Origin of the sequence: Pseudomonas helleri (genome assembly GCF_045830615.1) — a bacterium.
Lineage (GTDB): Bacteria > Pseudomonadota > Gammaproteobacteria > Pseudomonadales > Pseudomonadaceae > Aquipseudomonas > Aquipseudomonas helleri.
Window position 1 is genome coordinate 3,297,641 of sequence record NZ_CP174501.1, and the last position, 24,486, is coordinate 3,322,126.

A 24,486-nucleotide genomic window follows, 5' to 3' on the forward strand; every position below is an offset into this window, starting at 1 on the left:
AGATCAAAAGATCGCGAGACAAGCTCGCTCCTACAGGGCAGATTTCCACTCATCCTGCAGGCTGTCGAACAGTGCCTGCGCGGCCGCTGACAGTTCATGCCCCGGCTTGGTCAGCACACCCATTGCCCGTTCGACAATCGGCTCATGCAAGGTGATACAACGTGCGCCCAACTCGCGCATTTGCGCGACGCACAGGGCCGGGACAGCGCTCACGCCCAACCCGCTGGCGACCATGCGCCCGACAGTAGCCAGTTGATGGCTTTCGAACTCCACCGGCAATTTCATCTGCCGCGCCTGCAAATGCTCTTCCAGCAGCACCCGCACCGCCGACGGCCGTTGCAGGGTGATAAATGGCTGCTCCAGCAAGGTTTTCCAGTCGATCACCGTGGCATTCGCCAGCGGGCTGTCACTGGGCACCACCGCCACAAAACGGTCGATGTACAGCGGGGTGAATGTCAGTGATGAACCCGGCGCCGGTTCAAACGCGACCCCCAGTTCAACCTGGCGATCGCGGACCATTTCCAGCACCTGCTCGTTGATGACGTCGTTGACCGTGACATTGAGCTTGGGATAGCGCAGACGAAAATGCTTGAGGATGGGCGGCAGCAGGTTGCAGGCAAACGACGGAATAGCCGCCAACGTCACCCGCCCACGCTGCAAGGTGAACAGTTGGCGCATTTCGTCTTCTGCGTTGTCCCAGTCCGCCACCAGCTTTCGCGCTCGCGGCAACAGCGCCTGACCTTCGGGGGTCAGGGCCACGTTGCGCGTGGTGCGGCTGAACAGGCGGCCGCCCAGGCCTTCTTCCAGCGCTTTGATGGTCAGGCTCAAGGCCGATTGCGATAAATGCAGGCGCTCGCAGGCCACGGCAAAGCTCAGGCTTTGCGCCACGGCAAGGAAGGCGCGGATCTGTTTCACCGTCATGGGCGTGCTCTTGTGTTTGATTATTTCGATTTATCTATCAATCAACCGCAAAAATCAATTTAACAAATCAATCCAGTGGAGTAACACTCGTACCATTCGACACACCATCACCCATCAATAATAAAAGAGGTGCATATGGCAGGTTTTGATAAGCGCGTAGCGTCCTACGAGGAAGCGCTGGCCGGGCTCGAAGATGGCATGACCGTGATTTCAGGCGGTTTTGGTTTGTGCGGCATCCCCGAGAACCTGATCAACGAGATCAAACGCAAAGGCACCCGTGATCTGACCGTGGTGTCCAACAACTGTGGCGTCGACGGTTTCGGCCTCGGCATCCTCCTTGAAGACCGCCAGATCAGCAAAGTGATCGCCTCCTATGTGGGTGAAAACGCGCTGTTCGAGAAGCAACTGCTCAGCGGCGAAATTGAAGTCGAACTCACCCCCCAAGGCACCCTCGCAGAAAAAATGCGCGCAGGCGGTGCGGGCATCCCGGCGTTTTTCACTGCCACAGGCGTAGGCACTCCGGTCGCTGAAGGCAAGGAAACCCGCAAATTCAAAGGCCGCGACTACCTGATGGAAGAGTCCATCACCGGCGACTTTGCCATCGTCAAAGGCTGGAAAGCCGACCATTTCGGTAACGTGATCTACCGCCACACCGCGCAAAACTTCAACCCGCTGGCCGCTACCGCGGGCAAGATCACCGTGGTCGAAGTCGAAGAAATTGTTGAACCCGGCGAGCTGGACCCGGCGCAGATCCACACCCCTGGCATCTACGTCGACCGGATCATTTGCGGCACGTTTGAAAAACGTATCGAACAGCTCACTGAGCGCTCTTGATCCCCTACCCCCAGCCTTAAGCTCTGGATTCAGAGCACGGAGAATAATAATGGCCCTTACCCGCGAACAAATGGCTCAGCGCGTCGCCCGCGAAATGCAGGACGGCTTTTACGTGAACCTCGGCATCGGTATCCCGACCCTGGTTGCCAACTACATCCCCGATGGCATGGAAGTCATGCTGCAATCGGAAAACGGCCTGCTCGGCATGGGCGCCTTCCCGCTCAAGGGTGAAGCCGATGCCGACATGATCAACGCCGGCAAACAAACCGTCACCGCCCGCACCGGCGCGTCGATTTTCTCGTCTGCAGAGTCGTTCGCGATGATACGCGGCGGCCACATTGACCTCACGGTGCTGGGCGCCTTTGAGGTCGACGTGCACGGCAACATCGCCTCGTGGATGATCCCCGGCAAGCTGGTCAAGGGCATGGGCGGCGCGATGGATCTGGTGGCCGGTGCCGACAACATCATCGTCACCATGACCCACGCCTCCAAAGACGGCGAATCCAAACTGCTGTCGCGCTGCAGCCTGCCGCTGACCGGTGCCGGATGCATCAAGCGGGTGCTGACTGACCTGGCCTACCTGGAAATCGAAGACGGCGCCTTCATCCTTAAAGAGCGGGCGCCCGGCGTCAGCGTTGAAGAAATCGTCAGCAAAACAGCCGGTAAATTGATCGTCCCGGACCACGTCCCGGAAATGCAGTTCGCCTGATCCGCCACTATTTAAGGAGAGAAGTCATGCAAGAAGTCGTCATTGTTGCCGCCACCCGCACGGCCATTGGCAGTTTTCAGGGCGCGCTGGCCAACATTCCGGCTGCCGAACTCGGCGCCGCCGTCATTCGTCAACTGCTGGAAACCACCGGTCTTAAAGGCGAGCAGGTTGACGAAGTGATCCTTGGCCAGGTGCTCACTGCGGGCTGCGGCCAGAACCCGGCGCGTCAGGCGTCGATCCTCGCCGGTCTGCCCCACGCTGTACCGGCGCTGACCCTGAACAAACTCTGCGGTTCGGGCCTCAAGGCGCTGCATCTGGCCACCCAGGCCATTCGCTGCGGCGATGCCGAAGTCATCATCGCCGGAGGCATGGAAAGCATGAGCCTGGCGCCGTACGTGCTGCCGGCCGCACGCACCGGCCTGCGCATGGGCCACGCCAAAATGCTCGACAGCATGCTGCAAGACGGCCTGATGGACGCGTTCAACGATTACCACATGGGCATCACCGCCGAGAACCTGGTGGACAAATACCATCTGACCCGCGAGCAACAGGACGCCTTCGCCGCCGCGTCGCAACAAAAAGCCATTGCAGCCATCGAGTCCGGGCGCTTTGCCGACGAGATCACCCCCATCCAGATTCCTCAGCGCAAAGGCGAGCCGATTTCGTTCAAGGTTGATGAACAACCGCGCGACGGCATCACCGCCGAGGCTTTGAGCAAACTCAAGCCTGCGTTCAAAAAAGACGGCAGCGTCACCGCTGGCAACTCCTCGACCATCAACGACGGCGCTGCCGCCGTGGTGCTGATGAGCGCCGATAAGGCCAAAGCCCTGGGCCTGCCCGTGCTGGCCCGGATCGCCGGTTACGCCAACGCCGGTGTCGACCCGGCCATCATGGGCATCGGCCCGGTTTCGGCAACCCGCACCTGCTTGAAAAAAGCCGGCTGGAGCCTCGACCAACTGGACCTGATCGAAGCCAACGAAGCCTTCGCTGCGCAAGCGCTGGCGGTGAGCAAAGAGCTGGAATGGGACATGGACAAGGTCAACGTCAATGGCGGCGCCATTGCCCTGGGTCACCCGATTGGTGCCTCGGGCTGCCGTGTACTGGTGTCGTTGCTGCACGAAATGATCAAGCGTGACGCCAAAAAAGGCCTCGCGACCTTATGCATCGGCGGCGGTCAGGGCGTGGCCCTGGCCATCGAGCGCAGCTAACCGTAGGAGCGAGCTTGCCTCGCGATCTTTTGATGTTTAAAAGATCGCGAGCAAGCTCGCTCCGACGCCGTTATTAGTCGCTGATCACACCGACAATCAATTCACTGCCAATCCAGCCCGCCAGCAGTTCACCGGCCCGGGCTATACCCTCTTCTTCACCCAGACGCTCAACTAAAAACTCGCACAACCCGGCAAAGCTGCCGTCGTGTTGCAGGTGCTGCAGCGCGTGCAGTTCCAGCGCGTCGACCTGGCGCAGGCGCGAGGTGTATTGGCGACGCCACACCAGCAACCCGCCCGCCTCGGCCAGCATCGCGGCTTCGGGCGGCGGGGTTTGCTGCCACAAGGCCGACCAGATGGCTTCGGCATTGGTGGTCAAGGCGTGGCTGCGCAGCGACGGCGCCAATTGCAGGCGCGCCGTGTCCCAGTCAACGGAGGCAAGCGCCTCCATCCGCAGGGGCGCAGCGTCGGCGGCGACAAACGCTTCGCTCAGTGACCATTCGATCCACGCCAGTTCGTGCACGTCCGGGTTGTCAGGGAAGACTTCATATAAGGTTTTTTGCAAGCCTGCCGGGTAAACATCAAGGGTCCAGGCATGCGGCGGATGGCGGTCGATATGGGTGATGCACGCGGCCAAAAAGGCTTCATCCCCCAGCCATTGGCGCAGGTTGGGGAACGCCCCTTCCAGGCAGCCTACCAATTGCGCCCGGTAGTTGTTCTGGTACACCGCCAGACCGGCAATATGATTGCCCAGGAGCGCGGCGGATTCATCCGAAGCGTTCACCAGCCAGTTCTGGAATTCCTGCTGCAAACGGGCCAGGTTCATGCTCGCACCTGCGCACGCTGTTTGGCCGCGCTAGCGCCCAATGCCCGTGCGATGGCGAGTTCATCGAGCAGTTCGGACAAAGGCGGAATCTCATCATCACGCTCGATCATGGTGGCCACCGGGCCCAGCCGTTCAATGGCCTTGGCGTACAAGTGCCAGACGCCGCTGCACACCGGGCTGTCATGGCTGTCAATCAACAGGCTGGGGCCCTGGCTGTGGCCCGCGAGGTGCACCTGACGCACGCGTTCGGCGGGTATGCCGTCGAGAAACGCCAGTGCATCAAAGCCATGGTTGCTGGCGCTGACAAACACATTATTGACGTCCAGCAGCAGCTCGCAGCCGGTGCGCCGGGACATCTCGGCAATAAATTCCCACTCGCTCATGGACGCGCCCGCAAAAGCCAGATAGCTCGACGGGTTTTCAAACAGCATAGTGCGGCCCAGGGCCTCTTGAGCCTGATGGATATTGGCGCAGACCAGGTTCAGTGCCTCTTCGGTGTAAGGCAGTGGCAGCAAATCGTGGGAGTTGAAGCCGCCGGTCCGCGACCAACTTAAATGGTCCGACACAAACAGCGGTTCAATGGCGTCCACCAGCGACTTGAGGCGCTTGAGGTAGTCAGGGTCCAGCCCTTGGGCGGTGCCGATGGACATGGACACGCCGTGCAGCGCCACCGGATGCCGCTCACGGATCTGGCGCAGGATATGCAGTGGCTGGCCGCCTGCAACCATAAAATTCTCGGAGATCACTTCGACGAAATCCACGGCGACCGAGGTTTCAAGAAAGTCGCTGTAATGTTCCTTGCGCAACCCCAGGCCATAGCCCGAGAAACGTGGATTGGATGTCGCCATGTGATGTGCTCCAGTGCATCGATAGGTCGTTGTACGCAAACACTGCAGGAGCCAACTGTCTCGCGATCTTTTGATCGTTTAAAAGATCGCGAGACAAGCTCGCTCCTGCACCGGGGGCGGGTTACTTGGCCTCGGTGGTCGTGCCGCCCAGTTTCAGGCACTCGGACGGGGTTTTCACCACAACGCCCTGGCCTTTACAGCTATTGAGGCCTTTGCAGTCGTTTTTCGACGTGGCGCACAGGCTTTCGCCCTTGCAGTTGTTGACGCCGTAGCAGCGGCCGGGTTTTTCCTGCTGATCGGCAGCGCTGGCGGCCGTAGCGAAGGACGCGGATGCCATGGCGATCAGGGCAGCAGCAGTGGCAAGGCTGACGCGGGATTTCAAAGAAGTGCTCATGGGGGTGTCTCCAGGGTGTTTTTTGGTGTTTTGGGTTAGTTAATAACTGATGCAGCGTCTTCGATCACTTTGGCCACCGCTTCCGGCTGGGAAATGTACACGGAGTGGCTGCCTTTTAGCTCAGTGACTTTGGAACCGGCGCGCTTGTACATCCAGCGCTGTAAATCGGGGCTCAGGGCCTTGTCTTCGGTAGAAAGCACCGCGTAGGTCGGTTTCTTGTGCCAGGCGGCGTCCCACACGGTGCCGCCGAACAATGCGGTGGTGGCCGGAACTTGCGAGGCGGCCATAAAGTCGGTGCGGTTGGTGGTCAGGTCAGCGGCAAAATCATCATGGAACTTGCTGCGGTCCACAAACAGATGGCCGTCGCGGCTCTGCTTGATGTCATTGCTAGGCGCAGGCATGGAGTTCAACAACTGGGACATGTTCTCGCCCACTTCCGGCTGCAAGGCCGAAACGTAGACCAGCGCCCTGACCTTGCCGCGGTCACCGGCAATCGAGATCACGCCGCCGCCGGAACTGTGACCCACCAGCACCACCGGGCCGACCTGTTGTTCCAGCACTTCACGGGCTTCGGCTACGTCTGCCGCGAGGCTTTCATGGCCCTGGTGCACCACGGTGACCTTGTAGCCCTGGTGGGACAGGATGTCGTGCACCACTCGCCAGCCGGAGCCGTCGACAAACGAGCCAGGCACAATTACCACGTTTTTGCCGGTGCCGGGCAACGCCTGCAGCTTTTCAGCCGCCGAAGCCAGCATGGGCGCCGTCAACGCCATGGCGATGACCAGAGAAGACAGAACACGCATAAAGACACTCCACAACTTTATTGTTAAAGGGTTCACACACGCCGACGGCGCAACACGTTGTCCAGCGACCAGGCCCCGCCACCGTAGGCCAACAGCGGTAACAACAACCCCGCCCAGGTCAGGTGCGTCGGCCAGGCGTCGGGGTAGACAAACACCTCGATCACCAGGGTCATGCCCAACAGCGCAGCAGCAGACAGGCGGGTCATCAGGCCCAGCACCAGCAACAGCGGGAACGCATGCTCGGCGTAAGCCGCCAGGTGCGCCGCCCATTCCGGGGGGATCACAGGCAAGGCGTATTCCGAGCGAAACAAGGTGTAAGTCGACTGTTTGAGTTCCAGAAAACCGGTGACTTTGGTACGGCCCGAGAGGAAGAACACCGAGGCGATACCGACACGGGCCACCAACAACAGCAGTGCCTCAGGCAATAACCGCTTGAGCACCGCCGGGGCAGCGGCAATCACGGTTTTTCCGTCAGGCTGCCGTAGCCTTTAGGGGTTTTGATCTGGGTGCAGGTGCCTTTGTCCACCAGGATCCAGGCGTTGCCCTGATAGTCGGCTGTGGCGGTACCAGCGCACGAGGTGCCTTTACCCGCGGCACAATCATTGGCACCGGCCAGCGACACGCCGAAGCATTTCTCTTGGGGCTTGGCATCATCAGCGTGGGCAGCACCGGCAAAAGCACCGAGGGACAGAGCGAGGGTGGCGGCGAGAGCGGCGTAATGGCGCTTCATTGTTAGATCTCCTGGCTTGACTGAATGTGTCCGTAGCGCAAGTTCAGGTGAGTGATCACTTGCGCTATCGGGTAGACAGATTTAAAGCCAGGCGTGTATCTGGTCTGTGTCGCGTTCGACCGTTAACAACCTGCGGGTGTATCAGCGTGGGGTTGGTACACAGTGTGATACACAGCGAGTGCGTTCCCCCTGAATCAGTTGCCTTCGCCAGCACAACCACTGTTGCGTTCACCGGCATAAGTCCAGGTAGACGTGTGGCTGAACGTCTCACCCGACATCGAATCGGTGCAGGGTTTGGGCTCGATCACCAGGCTGAACGCCTTGCCCTGATCGGTGCCGGTGTAGGTCGTGCGATCCCCCGACACCACCTTGTCGGCATGCAATTGCCGCCCCTCTAAATGATCCGGGGTAATCCAGGCCAGGGTGTCGCCATTGACCTTGAGGGTCCAGAACGGCTCGTTGCCACGGGCGACAAACTGCCGGGCCGCGCCCGTTGCTTCAGGGGCCGTGGTGCTGACCGAGGGCGCATGCTGGCTGCATGCGCTCAAAAGCAACGGCAACACAAGCGCCACGAGGGGCGTCATCACTTCCTTTTTCATCACGTCATTCCTTAAATGAGTCCGTTGGTCACCCTAGCAAATCAGCATGCAAGACGCATTGCGGCAGCTCAAAAAACCCTGTTACATACGCGCATCCCTCGCCATGGACTGCCCGGATGTTTAACTCGACCTCGTCATTCAAAACCTTGAGCGTCAGCTTTTTATTGAAAGCGCGCCGGACGAACTCGACTCAAAAATAAAGTTTTTGTTGCATGACCAAGGGCAAACGCGTGTTGTGCGGTAAGCGGTGATTGAACAATTGCCTGCAGGAGCTGCGGCTGTTGCTGATACACGCTAAATAACGATGTAGTCGTTGTGCTGAATCACACCCCGGTGCTCGCCCTCAACCAGATGAATGTAGCGCCCGCTCACCTGATCAATCGGCAAGCAATCATCCACATCCAGCAGCGCGTCGGTGTGGGCCTGATGCCAGTGCTTGAGCATGTGCTGTCTGGCCCTGGATTTGGCCTGGTTCTTGTCCTGGGCAACCACCAGCAGGTAATGATGGGCTTCACCAAAAGTATTCGCCTCGTAGCCACCCAGGTTGATGAAATACAAACGCGGAGAACCTGGTAGCGGTGCCAGCGGGCTCAGCTCAACCTTCCAGCCTTCTACGCCGTCAACCCGCATCCAGGCGTCGATGTGCAACCCTGCCGGGTTGCCAAACCAGCCCTGACGCAGTTGCGGGTAGGTTGCTTCCAGGCTGTCGGCGATGGCAAACACCACGTCATGGACTTCGATTTTGGCTCGGGGATGCTTGCCCCCGAGCATGACAACAAACAGCATTTCAGCTCTCCAGAAGATCACGACCGGCAGGGAGCACCGTACGGAAAAACTTTATTTTTTGCCCGCTGTCCTGAACAGAGGCAGTGCCAGAAATAGTAGCCCGCCGCCCAGAAGCGTAGTGCCGAAACTGGCATGACCGGCCACTATCATTCCCAGCCCCGCGACGATCCCTGCCAAGCCGACAATTCGAATATTTTTGTCCGGTGATTTCAGTTCCATGCTGTCTGTACTCCCTTTGCGATTACCACACAGACTAGCAAAACTCGAGGCGAGCTTGCCAGACTGCGGTTTTACGCCTGTTTTATGAGGCAACCGACGATTGGTATGACGTTTGTCATGGCAAGGGAACTTGAGTTCTAAACTGAGTCCAATGAGGTTCTTATCGACTCAGGATTGCCAAGATGAACGCCACTTCCTCACACGGCTGGGTCTGGGCTTACCGAAAAGTCCGCAGCTTGCAATGCTCACGCCTGTCGTCTGCCTACAGGGCCACTTTGTATGTTTTACGGGGAGATACCGGCACGTTTCACAGTGACTTCAGCTGGCAGAAGAATCGTATCCGGCGATGAAGTTTTGAATCCCCCCATTCCCACTGTAGGAGGGGCCGCCCCGTCTTCGATGCCGCGCTGTCGCGCAGCAAACAGGCCGCCGAGTATCTTCAGCATCCCCCAATCGGTTCCCTCTCCTTCGGGAGAGGCGTGGTGAGGGGGCTCTTGACTTGAGTACATATCCGTTGCTGCGGCAACGGCCACTTAGGGTTCCGGCCTTACGCCGCGTCACTTTGCAAAAGCGGCAAAGTAACCAAAACGCTTTTGCCCCTACCCCTCGGTGCCTCGCTTTGGCTCGGCATGCCCTCACCACAGGCCTTGCTCCGTAGGCCCGCCGCGATCGGCCATCCATGGCCGTGTCGCGGCTAACCCGGCGTCCTGCCGGGTTACCCACTGCGCAAAACCTGCGTTCGGCCAGCGTGGTTTAATGGGGCCTTTTAGATCAAGATCAAAAGCAAGATCTAGATCAAAAGATCGCGAGCAAGCTCGCTACTAAAAAGCCTTTAGAATCAATCACTTATTTTATATTTGATAAGAGCGAGCTTGACCTTGAGATTTATCGCAGCCTTCGTGCCTCGGCAGCGACTACGGGTTCTGTAGGAGCGAGCTTGCCTCGCGATCTCTTGACCTTAAAAGATTGCGAGACAAGGACGCTGGCGTTTAAAACGGGTAGTGCCGTGGCGTGTGTTGCACGCTGATCCAGTGGTCACGGGTGAATTCGTCAATCGCCCAGTCACCATTGAAACGGCCAAGCCCTGAGTTCTTTTCACCGCCAAAAGGTGCATTGGCTTCGTCGTTGACCGGGATGTCGTTGACGTGGGTCATGCCTGCTCTCACTTTGCGGGCAAAGGTGACGGCGCGCTCCAGGTTGGTACTGAAGACGGCACTGGAAAGGCCGAATTCAGTGGCGTTGGCCAATTCCAGGGCATGGGCTTCGTCGCGGGCACGGATCAACCCCACCAGCGGGCCGAAAATCTCATTGCGGGCCAGGTCCATGTCGACGGTGACTTCGCCATAGACATGGGGCGCCATCAAGTTCCCATTACTGCCGCCCTCGAACAGCGGACGGGCCCCTTCAGCGCGGGCCAGTTCGATCTTTTCATGCAAGCCCTGCAACTGCTTGGCGTTGATGACCGGGCCGATCACGGTGTCTTGCAGGTTAGGGTCGCCCACCTTGAGCCCTTTGACCCGCTCTACAAAACGCTCGGCAAAGGCCGAATACAAACGCTCGTCGATGATGATGCGGTTGATCGCCATGCAGATCTGACCCTGGTGCAGGAATTTACCAAACACCGCAGCATTCACCGCCTGCTCCAGGTCAGCGTCTTCCAGCACGACAAACGGGCTGTTGCCGCCCAGCTCCAGCGCGACGTGCTTGAGGTGTTCGCCGCCGCTGGCAATTGCGCCAATACCGCGACCGACCGGGGTTGAGCCAGTGAAGGTGATGAGCGACGGCACCGGGTGCTCGACAAACGCGTCACCAATTTCACTGCCCGCACCCACCACCACGCTCAATACACCAGCCGGCAATCCGGCCTCTTCAAAGATCCGCGCCAGCAGCAAACCACCGCACACCGGGGTGTCGCTGGCCGGTTTGATGACCACGGCATTGCCCAGCGCCAGCGCCGGGGCAATGGAGCGCTGGGTCAAGTGCAGCGGGAAGTTCCACGGGCTGATCACGCCTACCACGCCAAGCGCGCTGCGATACACCCGGCTCTCTTTACCCGGCACGTTGGACTCGACGATTCGCCCGTGAACCCGCGCCGGGAACGATGCCGACTCCAGCGCAATGGCCCGTGCCGCACCCCACTCCAGTTGCGCCTTGAGCCGGGTGCTGCCGGACTCGCGGATGAGCCAGTCGATGATTTCATCGCGGCGCCGGTCAAACACCGCCACCACCTCATGCAACACCGCCGCTCGCGCCGAAGGCCCAAGCGCAGCCCATTGCGGCTGCACCTCGGCGGCCTTGCGATAGGCAGCGTCGAGGTCGGCCCGGTTAGCCTGAGGGATTTCCAGCAGCAGCGAATCGTCGAACGGGTTAGTCACCCGCAGGTGTTTGCCGCCCGTGCCTTTACGCCACTCTCCGGCAATCGGTTGCAGATGAAAATCGCTGTAATGGGTCATGTCATGCTCCTTTTAAACAGATTCAGAGGCTTGGGTAATGGAAGACGTGGGGCGTACGTGAATGCACACGATGGCCAAAGCACCTATTACTCCGGGCAACGCGAACGCCAAAAAGTTCTGCTGGAAGGGCAAGTCCAGCGCCAACAGGCTGCCACCGAGCATCGGCCCGGCAATGGCCCCGAGGCGGCCAATCCCGGCGGCCCAGCCCACGCCGGTAGAACGGATATGCGCCGGGTAAGAAATCGAAGCATAGGCATGAATCACCGCCAGGGTGCCGATGGTGGTTGCGCCGGCAATCAGCAACAGCAGGTTAAGCAGGATCGGGCCGGGTTTAAAGCCGAGGGCGGCCAACGACAGCGCCGCCAGAACAAAAAACAACGCCAGAGTGCGCTGCACACCCAGACGGTCCGCCAGCCAGCCGCCGAACAGTGCGCCCACCGTGGCACCCACGTTGAGGGTCACCAGAAACGCGAGGCTCGAACCCAGGGGGTAACCACCGTGCGCCATAAGCTTGGGCAACCAGGTATTGAGCCCGTAGCTCATCAGCATACACATGGCGAATGCTACCCACAGCAACAAGGTGGCCAGCGCCTGACCTTTGCTGAATAGCTGCGGCAGACGGGCAGCGCGGGTCTGTTTGTGATTGACCGGCAGGCTCAACGCAGTGCCGGGACGATATGCCGGGTCGACTTTGACCAACAGTTGGTCGAGTTCACCACGGCGCCCCTTGAGGGCCAGAAACGCCGCCGACTCAGGCAGATAACGCAGCATAAATGGCACCGCCAACACCGGCAGGACGGCCACGTAAAACACCGCCTGCCAGCCCCACTGCGGGATCACCGCAATCGCCAGCAAGGCCGACAGCACCGCGCCCACCGAGTAGAAGCTCGACATCACGGTAATCATGGTGCTGCGCCGCCCTTCGGGGGCGAACTCGCTGATCAGGTTGATCGCACTCGGCACCAGCGCGCCCAAGGCCAGGCCCGTCACCAGACGGCAGGCGCCCAGCTCGAAAGGCGTGGTGGCGTGCCCGGTAAAAAACGCCGCCAGGCTGGCCAGCAAGGTGGTGAGGATGATCAGCTTGCGCCGTCCAAAACGGTCGGCCAACGGTGCAATCAAGGTGCCGCCGAACAACATGCCGAACAACGCGCAACTGCCCAGGGTTCCGGCTTCAATCGCAGACAATCGCCAGTCCTGCATCAACTGCGGCACCACCGAGCCATAGATCACCATGTCGTAGCCATCGAACAGCATGATGAAACAGCCCCACATCAGTATCAGCAGGTGCGTGCGATTAAACGGTGCGGCGTCGATCACTTCACTGACGGAAGTTTTGTTCATAACCACCTCTTTTTTTATTGTTGTTGTCGTGCGGTATCAGGCCCGTTCCCCCAGACAAGGCTCGGGCCTGACGTGGGCTGCTAAGGCTCGATGGTGAGCGTCGGCACCTCGATCAAGACCGGGCGCTGGCCCGCCAGTGCCTCAGCAAATGCCGCGGCAAACTGCTCGGCGGTGTCGGTGCGCACGGCGTGTACGCCGTACCCCTGGGCAATCGCGCAAAAGTCCAGGCCCGGTACATCCAGCCCCGGCGCATCGCTGACGTTCAATACATCGGCAAACCAGCGCAAGGCACCGTACGTACCGTTTTTAAGGATGATGAACACCACAGGGATGCCATATTGCGCCGCCGTCCACAGCGCCGTAATGCCGTAGTTGGCCGAGCCGTCACCAATAATGCCGACCACCCGCCGCTCTGGCGTGGCCAGTTGCACGCCGACCGCCGCAGGCAAGCCAAAGCCCAGGCCACCGGCGGCCGGAAAGAAGTAACTGCCCGGTTCGCGCATTTCGACGCGCTGCCAGAACGCGCCCACGGTTGAGGTGGACTCCTTGACGTAGATGGTGTCTTTAGGCGCCAGTTGGTCGATCAGATCAAAGACAGTTTCCGGGCGCAGCAAACCACCCTCCTCGACCACCGCTGGCGGGCGCGGCAAGGCCTGGGGCATTGCCCGCGTGCCGGGTGCAACCTCGGCCACCAGGGCTTCAAGGGTCAGGGCAATATCCGCCACCAGCGCGTCACCCATCGGCGCACGCGCCGCCTCGCCCGGATCACAGGTGATGTGCAGCAGTTGCGTGCCCGCTGGCAGGTAGTCACCGGGGGCGAACTGGTGATAACGAAACACCGGCGCGCCCACCACTAGAATCACATCATGGTCCGCCAACTGGCGGCTGATCCCGGCAATCGCCGCGGGAAGCACACCGCGAAAACACGGATGACGAGTCGGGAACGGGCAGCGCGATGCCGAAGGGGCCACCCATACGGGCATGCGCAGTTTTTCCGCCAGTTGCACGGCCAGCGCGTTGCTGCCACTGCCATCTACGTCCGGGCCGAGCACCAACACCGGGTTACGCGCGCTCGACAGGCGCTGCCCCCAGTCGTGCAACTGCGCGGGCGACGGCACACCGGCGCTTGCCACGTGGCGCCGGGCCAAGTGCTCAACCCCGGCAGGGGCTTCGCAGGCCCAATCGTCATACGGGATGGACACATACACCGGACCACGGGGCGCCAGGCTGGCCATGTGAATGGCCTGGCTCAGGGTGCGCGGCACGTCCTGCGCCGAGGCCGGTTCGTGGCTCCACTTCACCAGAGGCTTGGGCAACTGCGCGGCATCGACGTTGGCCAGCATCGCTTCGACACCGATCATCGAACGCACTTGCTGCCCGGCGGTAATCACCAGCGGGCTGTGGGAGTACCAGGCATTGGTCAGCGCGCCCATGCCGTTACCGGTGCCTGCCGCAGCGTGCAGGTTGACGAAGGTCGGTTTGCCGGTGGCCAGGGCAAAGCCGTCGGCCATGCCCACCACGGCGCCTTCGTGCAGGCCGAGGATGTAGCTGAAATCTTCGGGGAACCCCTTCAGAAACGGCAGCTCATTGGAGCCGGGGTTGCCAAAAATGGTGGTCAGGCCTTGCTCGCGCAGAATGTCGTAAGTGGCAGAGTGAACGGTTTTCATAGGGACCCTTGCAGCTGTTTTTAGACTTTGGGTTACTCTTGCAGCTGCCAGTTGATTGATCAAATCGATACTATCTCTATTAAAAATAAGCCCCATCTATATCGCTGTAGCCACTTGAGGCGCCATGAGCCACATCGACCTGAACCTGATCCGCACCTTCATCACTCTGTATGAAGCCCGCAGCGTGACCCTGGCCGCAGAACGTCTGTTCGTCACCCAGCCTTCCGTGAGCTATGGCCTGGCCCGCCTGCGCGAGCTGTTCGATGACAAATTGTTCAGCCGCACCCGAGACGGCATTCAGCCGACATTTGTCGCGCAGCAGCTCTACCCCACGCTGCGTGATTGTCTGACACGCATTGAGGGCGCCGTGCAGAGCACTCGCCAGTTTGACCCGGCAACCACTGAGCGCCGCTTTCGCATTGCGCTCTCGGATCTGGGTGAGATGGGCTTTTTATCGCTGATTCTGGCGCGCCTGAATCGCGAGGCACCGCAGGCGGAGGTCGAAGTCATACCGCTGCAGGTCGACCAGGTGGGTGAATGGCTGGCCAGCGCCAAGATCGACGCCGCGATCTGCCGCCATCCGGTGCCCGGCACCCACAACCGGGTGCTGATGCATGAGCGCTATACCTGCTTGCTCAGCGCCAGTCATCCGCGCATCCGCGAGCACATCAATCTGCAACAGTTTCTCGCCGAACGGCACGTCACCGTGACCCGTACCTCCGGCCACGGCAGCATTGAAGACGTCTTGAAGAGCATGAATGTCGAGCGACGGATAAACCTGCACGTGCCGCATTTTTCCGTGCTGCCGAAAATTCTTCCGGGCACCGACCTGCTGGCCGTGCTGCCTGAGCAGATCGCCAGATTATTTGTGCATGACGGGGGGTTGCAGATGCTGGACTTGCCGTTCCAGGTGCCCGAGTTCGATGTCTCGTTGCACTGGAACCCCAACAGTGAGAGTTCGGCGGCGCTGCGCTGGTTTTGCGCAACCATTGCCGATGCGATTATCAGCGGCCAGGTTTAAAGGCCACCCACCCTGGCCAGCGTGTTTGCTGACCAGGGTTTAAGGCACAGATCAGGTTATGGACGAACCGCCGTCACTTCGATTTCTACCAGGTAGTTGGGGTTGGCCAGACCTGCCACCTGGAACGCTGAGCGGGTTGGCAACTTGGGCTGGGCAGCCGTGCCAAAGAACTGGGTGTAGCCCTTCATAAAGCCGGCGAAATCCATCTTGCCGGTTTCAGGCGTGCCCACCAGATAGACCTGCATTTTCACCACATCGCCCATGGTCAGATTGAGGCTTTTCAACGTGCCTTCAATGTTCTTCAGCACATTGACGGTCTGCACTTCGGTGTCGCCATAAGCGGCCAGTGTCTTGGGATCGGCCTTGCTGTCGGCAATTGGCGGCACCACACCACTGAGGTTGACCACGGTGGCCCCTGGCGGAATTTCCACGGCCAGGGAGATCGGGAAATCAGAGTTTGGCAGCTTGTGCCGGATCACTTCAGCAGCGTTAACCTGCGTGGCCATGAGGCCGCCCAACAAAGAGGTCAGCAGGACGGTGGAGATGATGGTCTTCGACATTGTTTATTCCTTTAGGGATGAAAAAACGTAATCCATGGAGACTTTCAGCGCTGGGTAAGAACCCTAACCTCTTCGGCCGTGACCGTATCGGGGTATTGATTACCAAAATGTGTGCGGACATAGTTGACCACCGCTGCAATCTGCTGGTCATCCATGTACTTTTTGAAGCCCGGCATACCGCCTTGCCCGGAGGCCACCATGTACATCGGGTACACCTTGGCGCCGAGCTTGGGGTTGGTCGACAGCGCCGGGTAAGCCCCGGCACCGTGAGCCCCCTGGCCTTGGGCCATGTGGCAGCCCTGGCAGACCTGATTGAACAGCGCTTCGCCGGTCTGTTCTTCGAATTTGCCGGAGGTGGACAGGATCGGGGCGTCAGCGGCAAACGCCGTCGCGCTGCCCATCAGGCCCCACAACACAGCGGTGGACATAATCGTACGCATGGCTAACTCCCTGTCAGGCGGTTTTAGTGCTGGCGATGATGTGGGTGTGCAGGCGCTTGATCGCATCGTGCGACGACAAAATAGCGCCCTCCATCCAGGCTGGAATGTACGAGGCATGCTCACCCGCGAGCACAATGCGGCCGTCGATCTGGCACAGGTTTTTGTAGTGCTGCTGGCGCGTCTCGGGCGTCCATAAGCCGTAGCAGCCGTTAGTCCAGGGCACACGGTGCCAGCCAACGGCGATGCCGTTTTCGAATTCGCCGGGGTATTGCGGGTGAATCTGCGCGCCAAACTCCACAGCCTTTTGCACGCGCATTTGCGGGCTCATGGCGGTAAATTCGTAGGCATTCGGGCCCCATATATACGCCCCTAGCAACACGCCCTTGCCTTGCTTGCCATAGTCGGTGCTCGGGTAGCTGATCTTGCTGACGGGCGTGTCGGTGTAGGTGATGCCACCGTAGATATGCTCGTCCTGCTCCCAGAAACGCCGCTTGAACTGTAAGCCGACCTTCACCGAAGACTCGTAAGGCACGGCGCGAATGGCGCTCATCATTGGCGCGCTGACATCGATGGGCAGTTGCCCAAGGATCGAAAGCGGCAAGGTGCACACGCACCAGTCCGCCTGCTCCTGCTGTGCCCCGCCGCTGCCATCACTGTTTTGATAGGTCACGGTCACGCCGTTGGCATCTTGCTGGATGCGCGTGACCTTGGCGTTGTAATGAATCAGGTCATTCACCTGTTTCTGAAAGGCTTGGGCAATCATGTCCATGCCGCCCACCGGCTGGAAAATGCTGCTCTGGAATTCGTACTCCTGGCCGCTGGCGATGCTTTGCCAGAGGTTGGAATCGAGTAGCGCCTTGCAGTCAATGGGCTCGGATGGCACTGCCTCGGGCATCAGACCGCCGCCGTCATCCACAGCAAAACCCCGGCGCAGGCTGGTTTCCAGGGATTTTTTGTAGGCGTTGTTAGCATCCAGCGCGCCCCACTTGCGCATCACTTCCAGCAAGCGTTCGCGGTCCTCGCGGGTCAGGGCCTGGTCCAGGCCGTGCTGGTTGACGGCCTTGCTCAGCAGTTCGGCAACATGCCCCTGAAAATCGGCCTGCACCTCGCGATAACGCTGCGGCTTGCCACCAAACGCCTTGGTGGAATGCACCATGGCGTTGTAATTGACCTGAATAAAGGGCTCCAGCGCGACACCGAACTTATGGCAGTAATCGAGCACTGCATGGTGATGGTAAGGGATACGCCACGGCCCGGGATTGAGGTACAAGCCCTTATCAAACTCGCACTGCTGGGTCGCACCACCCAACTCGGTAAAGCGGTCACCACCGCGCAACGTCCAGCAACGCCCGCCCGGCTTGGCGTTGAACTCCAGGACCTTGACCTGGTACCCGGCCTTACGCAGTTCGTAAGCGGCAGTCATGCCCGCCAGCCCTGCCCCGAGAATCAATACTCGGGTGCCCTTGGGCGCGCCGCTCAAGGCAAAATTGCGCTCGTAGGTGGATTCTGCGGCAAAGCTCAAGGCGCTCATTGCCTGATACATCGCAGCGGCACCCGCTGTCACACCGATCCAGTTCAGCACCTTGCGGCGGCTCACAACCATTGCTTGCTCTTGCATGATCAGTCCTTTGAAGCGAAAGAAAATATCTGTGCCTGCAAGGGCCTGGAGCAAGGGCTGTGCCAGCCTGTCAAAACCACTAAAAATGAAGAAAATTTCATAAAAATACGCATGCGGATGCATCGGCATCGATCATGCGCGGCCGCTTTTGGTGCGCGGAGGGTGCGCCATCACTGGGCACAATCAGAACGGGCGTGCACGATGAAAACTGTAGGAGTGGCCGCCCCGTCTTCGACGCCGCGCTGTCGCGCAGCAAACAGGACAGCGAGTATCTTCAGCATCCCCCAATCGGTTCCCTCTCCTTCGGGAGAGGGCTAGGGTGAGGGGGCTCTTAGATCAAGATCAACAGATCGCGAGGCAAGCTCGCTCCTACAGGGCCTTTAGAATCAATCACTTATTTGTGTTTGATAGGAGCGAGCTTGCCTCGCGATCTTTTGATCTGGCTCTTTTTACGGCCGCTGCGCGCCCGGACGTAGCCTCGCAAAGCTCGTCAACTGCTACGGGGGTACGCAATTCAAGCTCGCTTCTACAGATATCCAAGAGATGTATAGAACACAGCACCCGCTCTATGAGAATCTTGCAGCCCCTGCTGTGTGGGTCTTGCGGAGAGTTCCCCTTTGGTTTCATTAAATGATTGGCTGAGCTTCACTTTTATCGCCATGCTCGTGACGCTCACCCCCGGGCCTGCGGTGATCATGTCGTTGTCCAACTCCATCAGCCATGGCCCGTGGCGGGCGATGATCGGTTCGCTGGGCAATGCCATCGGGCTGCTGCTGATTGCCTCGGCCACCAGTGCCGGCCTCGGTGCACTGTTGATCGCGTCTGCCACGGCGTTCCTGGTACTGAAGGTCGCGGGGGCCAGTTACCTGATTTATCTGGGCATCAAACAGTGGCGCAGCCGCAATCGCGCGTTTGATAACGTGCAGGCCAATTCTTCGGAAAATCTGTCGGGCTGGAAGCTGTTCACCAAGGGCTTCTCGGTCGCGATTACCAACCCCAAAGCCATCCTGTTCTTTGCCGCCTTCTTGCCGCAGTTCATTCAGGGCGGTGACTCCAGCCTGTCTTACCTGGCCGTGCTGATCATCACGTTTGCCGGCTGCTCGATTGTCGCTCACCTGTTTTATGCCCTGCTCGCACAGACGCTAAAAGGCTACCTGGCGACGCCAGCGCGGGCCAAAGCCCTAAACCGCTTGTTTGGCGCCTCGTTTATGGGCCTGGGCATCAGCCTGTTGACCATCCGCGGCAAAGTGGCCTGACCCCGCGACACAGGAGCTGGACGCCATGTTCAGCTCCACCCCTCCAGGCGCATCGTCGCTCGCACCAGCCGCTGTTCTTCGTTTTCGATCTCTTTAAGACTCTCACTGATGCTCTGAATATGGGCGATCGCCGCCTTGCGCGCCTGCTCCGGCAAGCGACCGGTCACGGCGTTGTACAGCCGCGCGTGCTGGCGGTCGATTTGGCGCTTTTGCGGCTCGCGGTGGTAGAGGTTATTGACCGACGCAAACACCGTGTTCAACAACAGATCGGTGAGTGAACGCAGGGTCTGCACCAGCACCGGATTATGCGACGCCTCACAAATGGCCAGGTGAAAGGCATGGTCCAGACGTGCATGGGCAGACGCATCGAGGGAGCGGTTATGCGCATCGAGCAAGGCGTGATAACTGCGGGTGATCAGCACAAAATCGGCGTCAGTACCGCGCAAGGCGGCCAGTCGTGCAGATTCGCCCTCCAGTAAGCTGCGCACTTCAAACAGGTCATACAGCGTGCGCGGTTGCGAGCTGAACAAGTGCATCAGCGGCGACGCACTCGCCTCGCCGGAAAGATCAGCAACGAAAGAACCCTTGCCCTGCTCGGTCTTGATGATGCCGCGAGCGCGCAACAGTTTCAGGCCTTCACGCAGGGCGGTACGGGACACGCCGAGTTTTTCGGTCAGGCGCCGTTCCGAGGGTAGCAACTGCCCGGTCTTGAGGACGCCATCAACGATCAGGCGTTCGATGCGCTCACACACCACGTCGGCAACTTGCGGGTTACGCGGTGATTCCATTCTGTCCATGAACACTCCAACTGGTACGACCAGTTCGGTCGGCACAATCCTGTCGGTTTGCGCACACACCTAACGCATTGTTTTTGAATTTATTTTTATTTGAAACAAACAAGCGACGCTGAAAAAACTGGTTCGACCAGTTCAACAACGTATGGACAGTAAATCGCCTCGGGCCAATGATGCAAGCCAGCACTCTCCGGCAACGGACCTCTAATAAAAATAAACAGGTGTCGCCCACCGACCATGAATATTCTTTACGACGAAGCCGTCGACGGGGTTCTGCCCGACGTCGACAAAAAAGCGCTGCTGCTGGCCCTGCAAACACAGGTGCCCGACCTGAAAATCCTGCATGAGCCTGAGGAACTGAAGCCCTACGAGTGCGACGGTCTGTCGGCCTATCGCACCACGCCGATGCTGGTGGTCCTGCCCCATCACCTTGAGCAGGTGCAGACCGTGCTGCGGCTCTGCCATGAGCACAAGGTGCCGGTGGTCGCACGCGGCGCGGGCACGGGCTTGTCGGGCGGCGCCTTGCCATTGGAAAAAGGCTTGCTGCTGGTGATGGCGCGCTTCAACAACATCCTCCACATCGACCCCGCCGCCCGCACCGCGCGGGTTCAGCCGGGGGTGCGCAACCTGGCGATTTCCCAGGCTGCCGCGCCCTATGGCTTGTACTACGCGCCGGACCCTTCGTCACAAATCGCCTGTTCGATTGGCGGCAATGTGGCCGAAAACGCCGGTGGCGTGCATTGCCTGAAGTACGGCCTGACCGTGCACAACGTGTTGCAGGTCGAGATCCTCACGGTGGACGGCGAACACCTGACCCTCGGCTCGCAAGCACTCGACTCGCCGGGGCTGGACCTGTTGGCGCTGTTTACGGGGTCCGAGGGCATGCTCGGGGTGATCACCGAAGTCACCGTCAAGCTGCTGCCCAAGCCGCAAACCGCCAAGGTGCTGCTGGCCGCGTTCGATTCGGTCGAGAAAGCCGGGCGCGCGGTGGGCGACATTATTGCGGCGGGGATTATTCCGGGCGGTCTGGAAATGATGGACAACCTGGCGATTCGCGCCGCCGAAGACTTTATCCACGCCGGTTACCCGGTCGACGCCGAAGCCATCCTGTTGTGCGAACTCGATGGCGTAGAGGCCGACGTACACGATGACTGCGAGCGCGTGCGCCAGGTGCTGGAACTTGCGGGGGCCACCGAAGTGCGTCAGGCCCAGGATGAGGCCGAGCGCGTGCGGTTCTGGGCCGGACGCAAAAATGCGTTCCCGGCGGTGGGCCGCCTCTCGCCGGACTATTACTGCATGGACGGCACCATTCCACGCCGCGAGCTGCCCGGCGTGTTGCAAGCAATCGCCGCACTGTCAGCCGAATACGACTTGCGCGTGGCCAACGTGTTTCACGCCGGTGACGGCAATATGCACCCGCTGATCCTGTTTGATGCCAACCAGCCCGGCGAGCTGGATCGCGCCGAAGCGCTGGGCGGCAAGATCCTCGAATTGTGCGTGAAAGTCGGCGGCAGCATTACCGGCGAACACGGTGTGGGCCGCGAAAAAATCAACCAGATGTGCGCGCAGTTCAACAGTGATGAGCTGACCCTGTTCCATGCCGTCAAAGCCGCGTTCGACCCCGGCGGGCTGCTCAACCCCGGCAAGAACATCCCCACCCTGCACCGCTGCGCCGAATTTGGCGCGATGCACGTGCACATGGGCCAGTTGCCCTTCCCTGAACTGGAGCGTTTTTGATGCGCAGTGAACATGATGTCGACAACAGCGCCGCCTTGCTGCAACAGGTCAACCAGGCCCTGCACAGCGCCACGCCCTTGCGCATTCAGGGGGCTGACAGCAAAGCGTTTCTGGGCCGTCCTATGACCGGCGAAGTGCTCGACACCCGCTCCCACCGGGGCATCGTCAGCTACGACCCGACCGAGCTTGTGATCACCGCTCGCTGCGGCACACCATTGAGTGAACTGGCCGCTGCCCTGGACGCGGCGCAACAGATGTTGCCATGCGAACCGCCGTCTTTCGGCAGCCACGCAACCGTGGGCGGCATGGTCGCCAGCGGGCTGTCCGGGCCACGTCGCCCGTGGGCCGGATCGGTGCGTGACTACGTGCTGGGTACCCGCGTGATCACCGGGCACGGCAAGCATTTGCGCTTTGGTGGCGAGGTGATGAAAAACGTCGCCGGTTATGACTTGTCGCGCTTGATGGCCGCCAGTTATGGCGCATTGGGGGTGATCACCGAGGTGTCGCTCAAGGTCCTGCCCAAACCGCGTCAGGCCTTGAGCATCAGCCTGGAGATCGACCCTGACCGGGCCCTGCAACGCCTGGCGCAATGGGGCCAGGAGCCGCTGCCGATCAGCGCCGCGTGCCACGACGGGCAGCGCCTGCACCTTCGCCTTGAAGGCGGCGAAGGGTCGGTGGCGGCTGCCCATGACAGACTGGGTGGCGAGTTGCTGGACGCCGCCTATTGGGCGGATTTGAACGAGCAACGCCTGGATTACTTTGCTCAAGGCCAGCCGCTGTGGCGCTTGTCCTTGCCCAACAACACCGCGCCGCTGGCCCTGCCCGGCCAGCAGTTGATCGACTGGGGCGGCGCCCAGCGCTGGCTTAAATCGGATGCCGAGGCGGCCTTTATCCGCCGTGTGGTTGAAGAAGTGGGCGGGCATGCGACCTGCTACACACACGGCCGGACTGACAGCCCGTTCCAACCGTTGCCGGCAGCCCTGATGCGCTACCACCGCAACCTCAAGCAACAACTCGACCCCAAGGGTATTTTCAACCCCGGGCGCCTGTACGCGGAGCTTTGAGCCATGCAAACCACTTTGAGCCAAGAGGCCCGGCAACTGCCCCGTGCCGAAGAAGCCGAACGCATCCTGCGGTCCTGCGTGCACTGCGGTTTCTGCAATGCCACCTGCCCGACGTATCAATTGCTCGGCGATGAACTGGACGGCCCGCGCGGGCGGATTTACCTGATCAAGCAAGTGCTGGAAGGTAACGACGTCACCCGCAAAACCCAGGCGCATCTGGACCGCTGCCTGTCGTGTCGCAATTGCGAAACCACCTGCCCTTCCGGGGTCGATTACCACAACCTGCTGGACATCGGCCGGGCGGTGGTGGACGCGGCGGTGCAGCGGCCGCTTGGCCAGCGCCTGTTGCGCGAGGGGTTACGCGCCGTGGTGCCCAAACCGGGCCTGCTTAAAGGGTTGCTGGGCAGCGGTCAGGTGTTTCGCGCCGTGTTACCCGCGACCTTGCAAAGCAAGCTGCCACACAACGTCGAGCCTGCCAAAGCACGCCCGACCCTCCGTCATGCCCGTCAGGTATTGATGCTCGAAGGCTGCGTGCAACCCGGCTTGTCGCCCAACACCAACGCGGCCACCGCCCGCGTGCTTGACCGGCTGGGCATCAGCATCACGCCAGGCCGTGAGGCCGGTTGTTGCGGCGCCGTGGATTACCACCTCGACGCACAAGCCGCGGGCCTGAACCGGGCCCGGCGCAACATCGACGCCTGGTGGCCAAGCATTGAACAAGGCGCCGAAGCCATCGTGCAAACCGCCAGCGGCTGCGGGGCTTTTATCAAGGAATACGGGCACTTGCTGAGCACCGATCCGGCGTATGCCGACAAGGCCAAAAAGGTCAGCGCCCTGGCCAAGGACCTGGTTGAGGTGTTGCGCAACGAGCCTCTGGAAACCCTTGCCATCAGCAGCAGCCAGCGGGTGGCCTTCCATTGCCCGTGCACCTTGCAGCACGCACAAAAGCTCGGCGGCGCGGTGGAATCCGTCCTCACCCGTTTGGGTTACAACCTCACTGCGGTGCCAGACAGCCATTTGTGCTGCGGCTCGGCAGGCACTTATTCGCTGACCCAACCCGAATTGTCGCGGCAACTGCGCGATAACAAGTTGAACGCGCTGGAAAGCGGCAAACCCGAGGTCATCATCACCGCCAATATCGGCTGCCAGACCCACCTTAACGGTGCCGGACGCACCCCGGTGCGGCACTGGATCGAGCTGGTCGAAGCGGCATTGCCTTAACCCCCAACTCACTTGAGACCTGTCATGAAAAGCAAAGCCGTATTGAGCCAGACCGAAGTCCAGCAGATTCTCAAGGCTGCCCGCAGCGAGGCGCAGAACAACCAATGGGCCGTGAGCATCGCGATTGTCGATGACGGCGGCCACCCACTGGCCCTGGAGCGGCTCGATGAGTGCGCACCGATCAGCGCTTACATCGCCACCGAAAAAGCCCGCACCTCCGCCCTGGGCCGCCGCGAGTCCAAAGGCTACGAAGACATGGTCAATGGCGGCCGCCATGCGTTTTTGTCCGCGCCGTTGCTGACCTCCCTTGAAGGCGGCGTGCCGATCATCGTCGACGGCCAGGTCATCGGAGCCATTGGCGTGTCCGGGGTCACCTCCGTGCAAGACGCGCAAGTCGCCAAAGCTGGCGCGCACAGCCTCAAATAAACCCAACTGAAGGA

At 60.3% G+C, this 24,486-nt stretch carries 26 protein-coding genes; 9 read left to right on the plus strand and 17 right to left on the minus strand.

Annotation, left to right across the window (positions count from 1 at the left end; translation table 11 throughout):
- Positions 1-30: 30 nt before the first annotated feature.
- The gene (locus ACJJU9_RS14610) at positions 31-921 is read right to left on the minus strand and encodes a LysR substrate-binding domain-containing protein (protein ID WP_407728842.1); all 891 of its coding nucleotides are present in this window, start codon (positions 919-921) and stop codon (positions 31-33) included.
- Between the two features lie 135 nt (positions 922-1,056).
- Here ACJJU9_RS14610 and ACJJU9_RS14615 point away from each other — a divergent pair, with 135 nt between their 5' ends.
- From ACJJU9_RS14615 to ACJJU9_RS14625, 3 genes are read left to right on the plus strand one after another with little or no spacing between them, the layout of a single operon-like run.
- A complete protein-coding gene (locus ACJJU9_RS14615; protein ID WP_048369230.1) occupies positions 1,057-1,755 on the plus strand; it encodes a CoA transferase subunit A in 699 nt (232 codons plus the stop codon).
- Positions 1,756-1,804: 49 nt separating this feature from the next.
- A complete protein-coding gene (locus ACJJU9_RS14620) occupies positions 1,805-2,464 on the plus strand; it encodes a CoA transferase subunit B (protein WP_407728843.1) in 660 nt (219 codons plus the stop codon).
- Between the two features lie 26 nt (positions 2,465-2,490).
- Entirely contained in the window at positions 2,491-3,672 is a 1,182-nt protein-coding gene (locus tag ACJJU9_RS14625; RefSeq protein ID WP_153391112.1) for an acetyl-CoA C-acetyltransferase, read from the plus strand.
- A gap of 73 nt (positions 3,673-3,745) precedes the next feature.
- On the opposite strand, the gene ACJJU9_RS14630 is transcribed toward ACJJU9_RS14625, so the two are convergent.
- The 12 genes from ACJJU9_RS14630 to mdlC all read right to left on the minus strand — a co-directional run bounded on the left by ACJJU9_RS14630 (position 3,746) and on the right by mdlC (position 14,335).
- Positions 3,746-4,495, minus strand: a complete 750-nt coding sequence (locus ACJJU9_RS14630) for a putative DNA-binding domain-containing protein (protein WP_407728844.1) — start codon at positions 4,493-4,495, stop codon at positions 3,746-3,748.
- Entirely contained in the window at positions 4,492-5,343 is an 852-nt protein-coding gene (locus tag ACJJU9_RS14635) for a DUF692 domain-containing protein (RefSeq protein ID WP_153351269.1), read from the minus strand. The genes ACJJU9_RS14630 and ACJJU9_RS14635 overlap by 4 nt, the downstream gene beginning before the upstream one ends.
- Before the next feature lie 121 nt (positions 5,344-5,464).
- Complete coding sequence (locus ACJJU9_RS14640; RefSeq protein WP_153331776.1) at positions 5,465-5,737, minus strand: hypothetical protein; 273 nt, start codon at positions 5,735-5,737, stop codon at positions 5,465-5,467.
- 35 nt (positions 5,738-5,772) lie between these two features.
- Positions 5,773-6,540: an alpha/beta fold hydrolase gene (locus ACJJU9_RS14645; RefSeq protein WP_407728845.1), complete on the minus strand. Its 768-nt coding sequence runs from the start codon at positions 6,538-6,540 to the stop codon at positions 5,773-5,775.
- 32 nt (positions 6,541-6,572) lie between these two features.
- A complete protein-coding gene (locus ACJJU9_RS14650; protein ID WP_407728846.1) occupies positions 6,573-7,001 on the minus strand; it encodes a DoxX family protein in 429 nt (142 codons plus the stop codon).
- Positions 6,998-7,270 (minus strand): DUF2282 domain-containing protein, encoded by a 273-nt coding sequence (locus tag ACJJU9_RS14655; protein WP_048369240.1) that lies wholly within the window; start codon positions 7,268-7,270, stop codon positions 6,998-7,000. Before ACJJU9_RS14655 ends, ACJJU9_RS14650 begins: the two co-directional genes overlap by 4 nt.
- Positions 7,271-7,464: 194 nt before the next feature.
- The gene (locus tag ACJJU9_RS14660; RefSeq protein ID WP_407728847.1) at positions 7,465-7,869 is read right to left on the minus strand and encodes a COG3650 family protein; all 405 of its coding nucleotides are present in this window, start codon (positions 7,867-7,869) and stop codon (positions 7,465-7,467) included.
- Between the two features lie 294 nt (positions 7,870-8,163).
- On the minus strand, positions 8,164-8,655 hold the full coding sequence (locus tag ACJJU9_RS14665; protein WP_407728848.1) for a DUF1543 domain-containing protein: 492 nt from the start codon (positions 8,653-8,655) through the stop codon (positions 8,164-8,166).
- Between the two features lie 51 nt (positions 8,656-8,706).
- Entirely contained in the window at positions 8,707-8,874 is a 168-nt protein-coding gene (locus ACJJU9_RS14670; RefSeq protein WP_153326517.1) for a hypothetical protein, read from the minus strand.
- Between the two features lie 989 nt (positions 8,875-9,863).
- Complete coding sequence (locus ACJJU9_RS14675) at positions 9,864-11,327, minus strand: aldehyde dehydrogenase family protein (RefSeq protein ID WP_153391107.1); 1,464 nt, start codon at positions 11,325-11,327, stop codon at positions 9,864-9,866.
- 12 nt (positions 11,328-11,339) lie between these two features.
- Positions 11,340-12,668, minus strand: a complete 1,329-nt coding sequence (locus ACJJU9_RS14680; RefSeq protein WP_407728849.1) for an MFS transporter — start codon at positions 12,666-12,668, stop codon at positions 11,340-11,342.
- A gap of 80 nt (positions 12,669-12,748) precedes the next feature.
- Entirely contained in the window at positions 12,749-14,335 is a 1,587-nt protein-coding gene (mdlC, locus tag ACJJU9_RS14685; RefSeq protein ID WP_407728850.1) for a benzoylformate decarboxylase, read from the minus strand.
- A gap of 124 nt (positions 14,336-14,459) precedes the next feature.
- Here mdlC and ACJJU9_RS14690 point away from each other — a divergent pair, with 124 nt between their 5' ends.
- Positions 14,460-15,356: a LysR family transcriptional regulator gene (locus ACJJU9_RS14690; RefSeq protein ID WP_048369251.1), complete on the plus strand. Its 897-nt coding sequence runs from the start codon at positions 14,460-14,462 to the stop codon at positions 15,354-15,356.
- Positions 15,357-15,412: 56 nt separating this feature from the next.
- On the opposite strand, the gene ACJJU9_RS14695 is transcribed toward ACJJU9_RS14690, so the two are convergent.
- From ACJJU9_RS14695 to ACJJU9_RS14705, 3 genes are read right to left on the minus strand one after another with little or no spacing between them, the layout of a single operon-like run.
- Entirely contained in the window at positions 15,413-15,916 is a 504-nt protein-coding gene (locus ACJJU9_RS14695; protein ID WP_407728851.1) for a RidA family protein, read from the minus strand.
- A 44-nt stretch (positions 15,917-15,960) separates the two neighbouring features.
- On the minus strand, positions 15,961-16,356 hold the full coding sequence (locus ACJJU9_RS14700; RefSeq protein WP_407728852.1) for a c-type cytochrome: 396 nt from the start codon (positions 16,354-16,356) through the stop codon (positions 15,961-15,963).
- 13 nt (positions 16,357-16,369) lie between these two features.
- Positions 16,370-17,899, minus strand: coding sequence for a flavin monoamine oxidase family protein (locus tag ACJJU9_RS14705; RefSeq protein WP_123752135.1), 1,530 nt, complete (start codon positions 17,897-17,899; stop codon positions 16,370-16,372).
- A 692-nt stretch (positions 17,900-18,591) separates the two neighbouring features.
- On the opposite strand from ACJJU9_RS14705, the gene ACJJU9_RS14710 reads away from it, so the two are divergent.
- Entirely contained in the window at positions 18,592-19,230 is a 639-nt protein-coding gene (locus tag ACJJU9_RS14710; RefSeq protein WP_407728853.1) for a LysE family translocator, read from the plus strand.
- Positions 19,231-19,259: 29 nt separating this feature from the next.
- On the opposite strand, the gene glcC is transcribed toward ACJJU9_RS14710, so the two are convergent.
- On the minus strand, positions 19,260-20,027 hold the full coding sequence (glcC, locus tag ACJJU9_RS14715; protein ID WP_153330772.1) for a transcriptional regulator GlcC: 768 nt from the start codon (positions 20,025-20,027) through the stop codon (positions 19,260-19,262).
- 234 nt (positions 20,028-20,261) lie between these two features.
- Here glcC and glcD point away from each other — a divergent pair, with 234 nt between their 5' ends.
- The 4 genes from glcD to ACJJU9_RS14735 are packed head-to-tail and all read left to right on the plus strand — an operon-like array spanning position 20,262 to position 24,472.
- Positions 20,262-21,761, plus strand: a complete 1,500-nt coding sequence (gene glcD, locus ACJJU9_RS14720; RefSeq protein WP_153428570.1) for a glycolate oxidase subunit GlcD — start codon at positions 20,262-20,264, stop codon at positions 21,759-21,761.
- Positions 21,761-22,825, plus strand: coding sequence for a glycolate oxidase subunit GlcE (glcE, locus tag ACJJU9_RS14725; protein ID WP_407728854.1), 1,065 nt, complete (start codon positions 21,761-21,763; stop codon positions 22,823-22,825). The genes glcD and glcE overlap by 1 nt, the downstream gene beginning before the upstream one ends.
- A 3-nt stretch (positions 22,826-22,828) precedes the next feature.
- Complete coding sequence (glcF, locus tag ACJJU9_RS14730; protein ID WP_407728855.1) at positions 22,829-24,046, plus strand: glycolate oxidase subunit GlcF; 1,218 nt, start codon at positions 22,829-22,831, stop codon at positions 24,044-24,046.
- 24 nt (positions 24,047-24,070) lie between these two features.
- On the plus strand, positions 24,071-24,472 hold the full coding sequence (locus ACJJU9_RS14735; protein ID WP_048386971.1) for a heme-binding protein: 402 nt from the start codon (positions 24,071-24,073) through the stop codon (positions 24,470-24,472).
- The last annotated feature ends 14 nt before the right edge of the window (positions 24,473-24,486 follow it).

What these genes read in the sequence shown, in the direction of transcription:
- ACJJU9_RS14610 (WP_407728842.1), bottom strand. Translation starts at nt 921, where the DNA reads ATGACGGTGAAACAGATCCGCGCCTTCCTTGCCGTGGCGCAAAGCCTG.
- ACJJU9_RS14615 (WP_048369230.1), top strand. Translation starts at nt 1,057, where the DNA reads ATGGCAGGTTTTGATAAGCGCGTAGCGTCCTACGAGGAAGCGCTGGCC.
- ACJJU9_RS14620 (WP_407728843.1), top strand. Translation starts at nt 1,805, where the DNA reads ATGGCCCTTACCCGCGAACAAATGGCTCAGCGCGTCGCCCGCGAAATG.
- ACJJU9_RS14625 (WP_153391112.1), top strand. Translation starts at nt 2,491, where the DNA reads ATGCAAGAAGTCGTCATTGTTGCCGCCACCCGCACGGCCATTGGCAGT.
- ACJJU9_RS14630 (WP_407728844.1), bottom strand. Translation starts at nt 4,495, where the DNA reads ATGAACCTGGCCCGTTTGCAGCAGGAATTCCAGAACTGGCTGGTGAAC.
- ACJJU9_RS14635 (WP_153351269.1), bottom strand. Translation starts at nt 5,343, where the DNA reads ATGGCGACATCCAATCCACGTTTCTCGGGCTATGGCCTGGGGTTGCGC.
- ACJJU9_RS14640 (WP_153331776.1), bottom strand. Translation starts at nt 5,737, where the DNA reads ATGAGCACTTCTTTGAAATCCCGCGTCAGCCTTGCCACTGCTGCTGCC.
- ACJJU9_RS14645 (WP_407728845.1), bottom strand. Translation starts at nt 6,540, where the DNA reads ATGCGTGTTCTGTCTTCTCTGGTCATCGCCATGGCGTTGACGGCGCCC.
- ACJJU9_RS14655 (WP_048369240.1), bottom strand. Translation starts at nt 7,270, where the DNA reads ATGAAGCGCCATTACGCCGCTCTCGCCGCCACCCTCGCTCTGTCCCTC.
- ACJJU9_RS14660 (WP_407728847.1), bottom strand. Translation starts at nt 7,869, where the DNA reads ATGAAAAAGGAAGTGATGACGCCCCTCGTGGCGCTTGTGTTGCCGTTG.
- ACJJU9_RS14665 (WP_407728848.1), bottom strand. Translation starts at nt 8,655, where the DNA reads ATGCTGTTTGTTGTCATGCTCGGGGGCAAGCATCCCCGAGCCAAAATC.
- ACJJU9_RS14670 (WP_153326517.1), bottom strand. Translation starts at nt 8,874, where the DNA reads ATGGAACTGAAATCACCGGACAAAAATATTCGAATTGTCGGCTTGGCA.
- ACJJU9_RS14675 (WP_153391107.1), bottom strand. Translation starts at nt 11,327, where the DNA reads ATGACCCATTACAGCGATTTTCATCTGCAACCGATTGCCGGAGAGTGG.
- ACJJU9_RS14680 (WP_407728849.1), bottom strand. Translation starts at nt 12,668, where the DNA reads ATGAACAAAACTTCCGTCAGTGAAGTGATCGACGCCGCACCGTTTAAT.
- mdlC (WP_407728850.1), bottom strand. Translation starts at nt 14,335, where the DNA reads ATGAAAACCGTTCACTCTGCCACTTACGACATTCTGCGCGAGCAAGGC.
- ACJJU9_RS14690 (WP_048369251.1), top strand. Translation starts at nt 14,460, where the DNA reads ATGAGCCACATCGACCTGAACCTGATCCGCACCTTCATCACTCTGTAT.
- ACJJU9_RS14695 (WP_407728851.1), bottom strand. Translation starts at nt 15,916, where the DNA reads ATGTCGAAGACCATCATCTCCACCGTCCTGCTGACCTCTTTGTTGGGC.
- ACJJU9_RS14700 (WP_407728852.1), bottom strand. Translation starts at nt 16,356, where the DNA reads ATGCGTACGATTATGTCCACCGCTGTGTTGTGGGGCCTGATGGGCAGC.
- ACJJU9_RS14705 (WP_123752135.1), bottom strand. Translation starts at nt 17,899, where the DNA reads ATGTATCAGGCAATGAGCGCCTTGAGCTTTGCCGCAGAATCCACCTAC.
- glcC (WP_153330772.1), bottom strand. Translation starts at nt 20,027, where the DNA reads ATGGACAGAATGGAATCACCGCGTAACCCGCAAGTTGCCGACGTGGTG.
- glcD (WP_153428570.1), top strand. Translation starts at nt 20,262, where the DNA reads ATGAATATTCTTTACGACGAAGCCGTCGACGGGGTTCTGCCCGACGTC.
- glcE (WP_407728854.1), top strand. Translation starts at nt 21,761, where the DNA reads ATGCGCAGTGAACATGATGTCGACAACAGCGCCGCCTTGCTGCAACAG.
- glcF (WP_407728855.1), top strand. Translation starts at nt 22,829, where the DNA reads ATGCAAACCACTTTGAGCCAAGAGGCCCGGCAACTGCCCCGTGCCGAA.
- ACJJU9_RS14735 (WP_048386971.1), top strand. Translation starts at nt 24,071, where the DNA reads ATGAAAAGCAAAGCCGTATTGAGCCAGACCGAAGTCCAGCAGATTCTC.